At 48.3% G+C, this 9,458-nt stretch carries 6 protein-coding genes; 1 reads left to right on the top strand and 5 read right to left on the bottom strand.

All coding sequences use genetic code 11. The features are described from left to right. Positions 1-178: 178 nt before the first annotated feature. From CLOSYM_RS12340 to CLOSYM_RS12320, 5 genes are all read right to left on the bottom strand, one after another. Positions 179-1,132 carry a carbohydrate kinase family protein gene (locus CLOSYM_RS12340; protein ID WP_044902400.1) on the bottom strand — a complete coding sequence of 318 codons (954 nt, stop codon included), beginning with the start codon at positions 1,130-1,132 and terminating at the stop codon, positions 179-181. Positions 1,133-1,193: 61 nt separating this feature from the next. Beyond that, entirely contained in the window at positions 1,194-2,669 is a 1,476-nt protein-coding gene (locus CLOSYM_RS12335; protein ID WP_021642361.1) for a glycoside hydrolase family protein, read from the bottom strand. Positions 2,670-2,672: 3 nt separating this feature from the next. Beyond that, on the bottom strand, positions 2,673-3,662 hold the full coding sequence (locus CLOSYM_RS12330) for an ABC transporter permease (protein ID WP_021642360.1): 990 nt from the start codon (positions 3,660-3,662) through the stop codon (positions 2,673-2,675). Positions 3,663-3,665: 3 nt separating this feature from the next. Continuing rightward, entirely contained in the window at positions 3,666-5,159 is a 1,494-nt protein-coding gene (locus CLOSYM_RS12325; RefSeq protein WP_081697068.1) for a sugar ABC transporter ATP-binding protein, read from the bottom strand. Positions 5,160-5,492: 333 nt separating this feature from the next. Beyond that, the gene (locus CLOSYM_RS12320) at positions 5,493-6,524 is read right to left on the bottom strand and encodes a sugar ABC transporter substrate-binding protein (RefSeq protein ID WP_021642357.1); all 1,032 of its coding nucleotides are present in this window, start codon (positions 6,522-6,524) and stop codon (positions 5,493-5,495) included. A gap of 421 nt (positions 6,525-6,945) precedes the next feature. On the opposite strand from CLOSYM_RS12320, the gene CLOSYM_RS12315 reads away from it, so the two are divergent. Beyond that, positions 6,946-8,958 (top strand): LacI family DNA-binding transcriptional regulator, encoded by a 2,013-nt coding sequence (locus tag CLOSYM_RS12315; protein WP_003498061.1) that lies wholly within the window; start codon positions 6,946-6,948, stop codon positions 8,956-8,958. The last annotated feature ends 500 nt before the right edge of the window (positions 8,959-9,458 follow it).

Raw genomic sequence — 9,458 nt, 5'->3', positions numbered from 1 at the left:
CCGGGGACGGAAGACTCAGGCGGAGGTTTTCGCAAACCGGACCCGGTTCGCTCCAGACGCTGATTGTCTCCACCCTCAATGGGGAGGGGAACCTTGCCGATGGGGCCAATACCTCTGGCGGAGTCTTTCGGCCTGGCGACAATCTGCCTTTGGGGCAAAAGACCTTTTGACCCCAACATCATATAATTCTCTCTATCTCCTCCGCCTCCGGCATCACCTTCAATGCCCCTTTCCTGGTCGTGATAACCGAGGCCGCCGCGTTTGCGAACCGGAGCGCCTCCCTGAGCCGGGCTTCATTCAGGCTGTCCAGGCCATATTTCAAAATAAAGTGGAGGATACAGCCGCAGAAGGTATCACCCGCACCTGTAGTCTCAATGGTGTCTTCCCGAATGAATCCGGGGACCTCCGCAATACAGTCGCCGTAATAGGCCCTGCTCCCGTCTTTGCCCATGGAAACACAGATAAGTTTAATATCATAATCTTTCTTAAGTTTTTTTACCCCTTCGGTAAAATCGTCCCTTCCGGTAAGCCACTGAATCTCATTATCAGAAATCTTCAGTACATCACAATGGGCCAGTCCATAGCAAATCTGCTCCTTTGCCTCATCTAGCGATTTCCAGAGAGGCGGCCTCAAGTTTGGATCGAAGGAACGGAGGACACCGGCTTTCTCTGCCGCCCAAAGCGCTTTTTTCGTAGCTGTCCTGGCCGGTTCATCCGTCATGGACAGGGAGCCGAAGTGAAAAATTTCCGCTCTTCCAATCCGATCCCCGTCCACTTCCTCCGGTGTCAGCATCATATCGGCTCCGGGAGATCTGTAGAAAGAGAAATCCCTGTCCCCGTTATCCAGTTTGTGGACCAGGGCAAGCGTGGTCGGCACTTTTCCATCCTCCCTGAGTCCGCAGGTGCCGATTCCCACATCCTCGAGCGCTTCTTTAAGCTGCCTCCCAAACATATCCCGGCCAACTTTTCCGATGAACTCTGTCTTTCTTCCCAGCCCGGCAAGCATTGCCAGCACATTGCACGGCGCACCTCCCGGATTGGCCTCAAACAGAGGATTCCCCTGAGATGTCTCTCCGTTCTGGATAAAATCAATCAGCAGCTCACCGAGGGCAATTACATCTATATCCCGCATATGATTCTCCCCGTATTGTTGTAACGGTTCATGCAGCATGAACCGTTACGTATTTTTCCCGTTATTCCGTTACTCTGATATCAAAAAATTCTCCGCATCCATCCTGCGCCATAAGGCCAATCTGATACTCCGTATCACCATAGTACCGGTATGTGAACGCAATCTTTTCGCCTGCGAAAATCTCAATCATATCCCGATCGATTGCGACTTTGATATCGATCACATCGCCGTCCTTATAGGGAAACGGTTTTTCGCATACCCTGATGCCGTCCGGGCCCGCATCCTTCGGAATGCCGATATTGGTGCAGGAAGCTTCCCAGAACGGATCCACCTCCATCGGAAGATTGAGAAGCTCCGCCCTCTGCATTCCTTTATCAAAAGCAAGGACAATACACTGTGTGGCGTCGCTGTCCGATTTCAGCAGCAGCCCGAAATGATCCGCCATGTCCACCGGCTTTACCTTGCAGCTGAAAAGGAAGCTCTTCTCTTTCACTTTTATAAAGCCATATGATAATGTGCTGACGGAATCCAGATAAATGCATTTATCTCCATAAGTCCGGAATTTTCCAAGCTTATGCTCATAGCTCCATTCCACCGGCTCCAGCCACGCCTCCACATACTCCCGGGGCAGCTTCACATCCAGCTCGCCGGACTCATTCTGGCAGACCTCATGGGGAATACAGAACTGGCCGCCCCAGTACCACTCGCCAAAATTGCTCTGCTGCGCCCTGTCATGAGCCCAGGCGAAATAGAATCTGCGCCCTTCGTCATTGACCAAGGATTTTGCTGCGTAAAAACGGCGGCCGCCTATTCCATCCATCTTAGGCGTTCTCCACGGCCCGAACGGAGAGTCGGCCACACGGTAAATCGTATTGACGAACTCAGAGAAGCGGGAATAGGAAAGATACCAAAGTTTACCTATTTTATACATTTCGCAGCATTCCGGGCAGTTGGTATGATACGGCTGGTAAATCGGTCCATAATACTCCCAGTTGTCCAAATCCTTTGAGCGGTACAATACAATGCATCCTCTTCTGGAAGGCGGCCCTTCCTTCTTCCTTCCCGATATCAGGAGCCACCAGCAATTATCATCCTCATTGTAAAACACATACGGATCGCGCCAGTCTACCACCTCATACTCTTTCTCATTCGGTATGATAATCGGATTTTTCGGGTCCTTTTCAAAGTGGATGCCGTCATCGCTGACCGCATGGCAGATCGTCTGCTGGAAGTGAACATTGTAATTGTAGCCCGTATAGAAGATATGGTATTGTTTTTCTCCATACACAGCCGCGCCGGTCCACACGCCGCAGGCATCCGGTTCTTCGCCTTCCCCCGGGGAAAGAGCGGTTCCCACTTCCTCCCAGTGAACCAGATCCCTGGAAATGGAATGCTCCCATGTCGTCCTGAGTCTTGCAGGATACACCGTGGTTCCCGGAGGCGATGTCAGTGAAAAAATATGATAGATGCCGTCATGATAAAGCGGAATTGCATCTCCCGTTGAGTCAGCCCAGCTTAATTTCCTGAAAATATCCATGTCTTATGCTCTCTCCTTCGCATTTCTGAGTATTCTTTTTACAACACTGTCTTTGCCCTTCTGGGTGTCGATAATAACGGCCAGGACAATAATCAAACCTTTCACAACAAGCTGCCAGAAGGAGCTGAGTCCGATCAGGTTCAGGCCGTTGCTGATAATACCGATTACCAGGGCGCCGAATATGGTTCCCGATACGGCTCCGACGCCGCCTGTCATCGATATACCGCCCAGAACGCAGGCTGCGATGGCGTCCAGCTCATAGCCCTCGCCGACCCCCGGCTGGCCGGAGTACATTCTTGCAGAGAGAACAATACCAGCAAACGCCGCAAGAAATCCGGAAATAGTGAACACGGCAATCTCCACTTTCTTAATCGGGACGCCCGAGAGTCTGGCCGATTCTCTGTTGCCGCCGATGGCAAATATGTATGTACCGAATTTTGTCTTATTTAAGACTACAATGAAAATAATAATCAGTACAATCATGTACACAACCGGGAGCGGCAGGACGCCGAACAGCTTTCCTGTTCCGATTCCGGTAAACACGTCGTTGGAAACGCGGATAGAACGGCCGCCGGAGTAAATGTACGCCACGCCCTTTGCCACGTTCATCATGGACATCGTCACGATAAATGCAGGCACCTTGAAGGTGGCGATGATAAGTCCGCTCAGAAATCCGGCCAGTGTTCCGAGAAGCAGTCCCACGGCAATTGCCAGAACCATGGGCATTCCCTGGTTGACCATCAGACCGGCCGTCAGAGTTCCGCACATGGCGACACAGGTTCCCACCGAAAGATCGATTCCCCCCAGAATAATGACGAGCGTCATTCCGAGAGCCAGATACATATTGTTTGATACCTGCCGGAGTACGGACAGGAGGTTATCCGTTGTGAGGAAAACCGGTGAGGCAAAGCTCAGGATCACGGAGATAATAACCAGTACTGCAATAATTCCAGAGTTGCCTTTCAGCATTTTCATAAAACTGTTATTTTTCATATTTTACACTCCCGTAGCCAATTTCATAATTCTTTCCTGTGTCAGTTCCAGATGATCAATCTCCCCTGTTTTGACGCCTTCTTTGATTACACAAACGTTATCGCACATATTGATAATCTCAGGCAGCTCCGAGGAAATCATGATGATTGCCATTCCCTGTCTTGCCAGTTCATTGATGATTGAATATATTTCCGCCTTGGCGCCCACATCCACGCCTCTTGTCGGCTCGTCCAGAATCAGTATCTTAGGTTTGGTCGCCAGCGCCTTCGCAATTACAACCTTCTGCTGGTTTCCTCCCGACATGCTGCCCACCGGGACATCCGGGGAAAGTGCCTTGATGTTCAGGCTCTTAATATACTCCTGCGTAACCTCTTCTTTCTTTGCATCGCTCAGAAGCAGGCCCTTTGCGTAATACCGGAGGCTTGAGAGGGTCGTATTAAACACAATGGAATTAATCAGGGTCAGACCTGTCTTCTTTCTGTCCTCCGTCACCATGGCAATACCGCTGTTGATAGCTTCCAGGCAGTTTTTGAACCGGATTTCCTTTCCTTCCAGCAGGATATGCCCTGAATCAAACCGGTCGGCGCCGAATACGCATGTCATAATCTCGCTGCGGCCTGCGCCTACAAGTCCGGCAAAGCCGAGAATCTCCCCTTCCCTGACTTTAAAGCTGATATTATCAAAAACTCCTTTTTTCGTAAGGTTCTCCACTTCCAGAACCACGCGGTCCTCTTTCAGCGTATCGTAGTCGCGTGTATAGTAATTCTGAAGGCTGCGCCCCACCATCATCGCAACCAGCTCATCTGTATCCGTTTCCTTCGTATTTACAGTGCCTACGTATGCGCCGTCCCGGATTACGGTGATTCTGTCCGTCATTCGGAACAGTTCTTCCATTCTGTGCGAAATATAAATGATGCTTACCTTCTGCTCCTTCAGCCTTGTCATTGTCTCAAACAGCTTTTCCACCTCTTCATCCGACAAAGATGAGGTTGGTTCGTCCATCACCAGGATTTTTACATTGAAGGAACTTGCCTTTACAATCTCCACCATCTGCTGCTGGGCAATCGTGAGTTCCACCACCTTTGTATCGGCGTCAATATCCAGTCCCAGCTTCTTAAGCATCTCCTGCGCCTGTCTCAGCATTTCCCCCATATTTTTGAATCCGAACCGATCCAGAATCTCACGGCCCAGGAAGATATTTTCCGCCACGGTCAGATGGGGGACAAGCACAATCTCCTGATGGATGATTCCGATTCCATGCTCTCTGGCAATCTGGACATTATCCATCTCCACATCTTTTCCGCCGATATTGATTGTTCCTCTGTCCGGCCTGTAGATTCCGCCCAAAACCTTAATTAAAGTTGATTTTCCCGCTCCGTTTTCTCCCAGCAGAGCATGAATTTCCCCTTCCCTCAGCTCAAAATGGATTCCGTTTAAAGCATGAACACCGCCGAAGCTTTTTTGTATATCCGTCATCTTTAATACAATGTTTTCCACTCTCTCACCTGCATTTCTGAGTTACTGTTCACACGGTTGGATTCCGCGAGGTATTTCGTGTGCATTTCACACGAAAATCCCGGGTTACACGGCGCGGCGCTATGAAAAGTAAACTTTTCACCATAATCAACGGCGCTTGCCGTTTCTGTGCATCGCAAAGCGTGTTACTCTTTACAGCACGCCGCTTTTTGGCATGGTATGAACAGTACTTTCTGAAAACAGGCACTTCTGTTTATAAGAAGCGCCTGCCATGTCTAGAGCGTGTTTGATAAATGCTTTCCGTCAGCTGGAAATTTTCAAACACGCTCTGGTAACTCTTATGACGACCAGCCCTTACTGCCAGTCTTTCAGCGTTGCCTCTGCCTTCTCTTTATCTACCAGGAAGGAAGGTAACAGAATTTCTTTCTCGATTTCACCGCCTGCTAAAAGCTCCTCTGCTTTTTCAAATGCAGTCTCAGCAATTCCGATCGGAACCTGAGCCGCCACTGCCGTAAAGGAGCCGTCGAGAATAGCTGCCTTGCCGTCCGGGGATGCGTCGATGGAGTAAACGCCGATTCCCGTCTTGCCGGAAGCCTTGATAGCTGCCGCCGCACCGAGTGCAGACGGGTCATTAATGCAGAAAAATGCATTTAAATCGGGATTTGCCTGGATGATGTCCTCCGCAATCGGCATGGAGATATCGAGAGCCGCCGCGCCGTCCTGCTGGGCCACAATGTCAAACTTATCTTTTGCATCGCCAAGTCCGTCAAGGAAACCTGCCACACGGTTTACACAGGATTCATTGGAAGGGAAATCCAGTATCGCAATTTTGGCACCGTCCGGATAGTCGGCCGCCATCTGCTGTCCTATCAATGTTCCCGCATTGTAAGCGTCTGTTGCAATAACGGTTTCTACCAAATCCAGATCATCGTCGATTACCGGAGTGTCTACATTAATAATCGGAATATTCTTCTCATGGATCTGCTCCAGGCCCTGTCTGATTCCCGCAGAGTCAACCGGAATTACAAATACCGCATCGAAATTCTGGTTGGCCACATCGGCCATCTGGGATAACTGGGTATTCAAATCGTAATCCGGGTCAAGGCACACATAACCGTATCCCTTTTCATCACAAAGCTTTTTGAACGTATCATTCATTGCAGCCTGGAATGTGTTATTCTGTGTATTTGGAAGAAAAGCAAACTTGTAAGATGCCGCTTCGGCACCTTCCTCTTTTGTCTCTGCCGCCTCGGATGCCGCGCCTTCTGTCTGTGTCTTATCCGAAGCTGCCGTACTTCCTGTACTTCCGGAATTGGAATTGCTGCAGCCTGCGAGGGTTGCTGCCAGCATCGTGAATGCCATTACTTTTGCGATTGTCTTCTTCATTAATGATTTCCTCCTCTTTTATCTAGCCTGCTTTAAATACTGTTTTGCTGCTTTTCCTTGATTCCTTGCAGCAATTCATGCTGTCTGAACTGTTACGATTCCTGCTATATTTTCTTTTCTTCATCAAGCTTGCGCGCTGCCTTGTTTACGTAAATATTATCATTGCAGGCTCACAGAGTCAACGGTTTTTATAATTTTCTGCATTTTTAACAGGATTTTTTTGTGAATTTTATGCTATTGTCCTAATTAAATATCAATATTTACGTAAATTGAGGCGATATATTACCAATTTCCTCCATTTTTACTTTCTAAATTTTATAAAACCTGAACAGTAATTCTGCTGTTTTACGTTTAGAATTTGACTTTATTTTGAGAAATTGTTATAGTATAGTTAAATTTACGTAAAAGCAGGAGGGTTTATATGGCTATCACCATCAAAGATGTTGCCAGAGAAGCCGGCGTCTCGATAGCAACCGTCTCACATGTTATAAATGGCACGCGCTACGTTAAGCCCGAACTCACGGAAAAAGTATTGCAGGCCATCCGGAATACGAATTATCAGGTAAAAGCGGAGAAGAAGCCCGGCACTGCCAGATTGGGAGAAAAATCCGTTATAGCGGTCGTAATCCCAAATGTCGGAGGCTCCCTGTTTACCAAAATAATCACATGTATCACCCAGCTGTGCGAGTCCAGGGGATACTCTGTTTCCATTTACCTGACCTTTGATGATGCCGCATCCGAAAAACGGATACTGGAAAATCTGGTCGGAAGCAGGCAGACCGCAGGAATCATCATTGCCCCCTGCGGACTTGACAGTAAGTATTATCAAAAGATCCGACAGAGGAATATGCCCCTGGTCTGTATCGAACGGACCGTGTCGGACCACTCCATATCCTGCGTTGTGGCCGACAGCAAAAGCATCATTTACAAGGGAACGCAGACCTTACTTAACAGCGGCCATAAGAAAATCGGCATTCTTATGTCGGACAGGGAGATTTCAACAGTCAACGAGCAGCTTACCGGATTTCTGGATGCAATGTATGATGCAGGCGTACACTGTGATGACTCTAATATCGTCAAAATGAATCTTTACAATAACAAAGACTGTGAACGTGCGATTATCAGCCACTATGAAGACTTCGAACCTACGGCTTATATTGCCTGCGGCAACCGGATAACCCTTATTCTGATATCAACGCTCCAAAAGCTGGCGGTCGATATTCCGAGCCAGCTGTCCGTTATCGGTTTTAGTGATGAGTCCTGGTGCCATCTGTTCGGAACTCCTCTCACCACCTTTTCCCATGACTGCCACAAGATGGCGGAAAATGCGCTGAGGCTGCTTTTTAACCAAATCGACGGAAAAACCGAGGTAGAGGAGGTACATATCCCGTCGCTGCTTGAAATCCGTAAATCGGTCAAGATGATCGGCAAGGGGCCTTATGGGGAGACGACTGTTTCACCCGACAACCTGGATCTGACCCCCGCCGAAGTAAAAGAACTGCAGGAACATAAATACCGGGTTGGCGTCTCATTTCATTACGGCAATACCAGTTGGGCGGCCATGCACGAAAAGGGCCTCCGTTATATCTTATCGAGGTGCGGTGTCAACATCGTATCCGTCACCGACTCAAATTTTGATCCGAATTTACAGGCAATTCAACTGGAGAGCCTGCGGATGCAGGGTGTTGACGCTATCGTGGCAATCCCTGTGGATGACACCGCGACCTCCAACAAATTCCGCCAGCTCTCCAAAGAGACAAAACTTATCTTTATCAGCAATGTCCCGGACGGTATGAGCAAGGGCGATTATTACTCTCTCGTCTCCACCAATGAACGCGAAAACGGCCGCAACGGAGCCGTACTGCTTGGGGAACATTTTAAAAAAGAGGATAAAGTCGTCGTAGGATTTATCGTACACGGCAGTAAATTCCTGGGAACCTACCTAAGGGACATGATTGCGGAACAGACAATCCGCGAGGAGTATCCCAATATCACCATCGTGGAATCAGAACCATTTTATCAGATTGAAAACGCATATGAGGTGGCCAAAAAAATGATCCTCGCCCATCCCGAAATCAAAGGGCTTTACGTTTCCTGGGAAGGCCCTGCACTTGGTGCAATCCGGGCGATGCGCGAGCTGAACCGCTGCGATATAAAGATTGTAACCTTTGATTTGGATTATGAGATTGCCGGGATTCTTGCCAACGAAGATATCATCCTTGGGCTGAGCGCCCAGAAAGCTTATGACCAGGGTGTCGCGGCGGGCCAGGCCACAGCCAAAGCCCTGCTGAACCAGAGGGGCTATGAATATATCGGCATATCCCCCTGTATCGTGGAACGCCAGAATCTTCTGTCCGCCTGGAGGGAAGTGATGCACGAAAATGCGCCGGATGAACTCGCGAAGATATTGAAAAACGAGTTGTCGAAGGAATAGAAACGATACAAAAACCGGATATCAGCTCATTCATGAGTTTCTATCCGGTTTTTTCCCGTACTTGAAATAATCGTATTTGTGTAAATATCCTGATTCGCTTTCTGACCCCAGTTAACTGCAGTAATACTTTATTCGGCTATATACTGCTTTATCTTCTCCCATGTCCTTCATCCCGCACACTTCATCAAGCGTCATAAATTGAAACAACCCCGATTCATAAGTTTTCCACTCCGGCAGATGAGACGCATTAGGACAGCGACGCTATAGCTGAACATACCAACTATGGCAGACAGGATGCAATTCAATATATTAATCAATTATCAGAGATTCTTCCTAAAAAATAATATACCGTTTAGCAGTGAACTGTTTCCTCAATTGGAATCAATCGAAACAGTCTTTTCAGACTTGAACTATGTATTACAGGTTCTCCGGAACCTGCTTTTCCGTTTTATACTGTAAAAAGAAGGGGTTCTATACTGAATGTTGGGGTGTGCTGAAAA

This window comes from [Clostridium] symbiosum ATCC 14940, assembly GCF_000466485.1.
Classification (GTDB): domain Bacteria; phylum Bacillota; class Clostridia; order Lachnospirales; family Lachnospiraceae; genus Otoolea; species Otoolea symbiosa.
The sequence above is the reverse complement of the archived record's forward strand: the minus strand, read 5'-3'. Positions and strand labels throughout refer to the sequence as shown.

Excerpts from the sequence above, each read along its gene's own strand:
- CLOSYM_RS12335 (WP_021642361.1), bottom strand. The coding sequence starts at position 2,669 with ATGGATATTTTCAGGAAATTAAGCTGGGCTGACTCAACGGGAGATGCA.
- CLOSYM_RS12340 (WP_044902400.1), bottom strand. The coding sequence starts at position 1,132 with ATGCGGGATATAGATGTAATTGCCCTCGGTGAGCTGCTGATTGATTTT.
- CLOSYM_RS12315 (WP_003498061.1), top strand. The coding sequence starts at position 6,946 with ATGGCTATCACCATCAAAGATGTTGCCAGAGAAGCCGGCGTCTCGATA.
- CLOSYM_RS12320 (WP_021642357.1), bottom strand. The coding sequence starts at position 6,524 with ATGAAGAAGACAATCGCAAAAGTAATGGCATTCACGATGCTGGCAGCA.
- CLOSYM_RS12330 (WP_021642360.1), bottom strand. The coding sequence starts at position 3,662 with ATGAAAAATAACAGTTTTATGAAAATGCTGAAAGGCAACTCTGGAATT.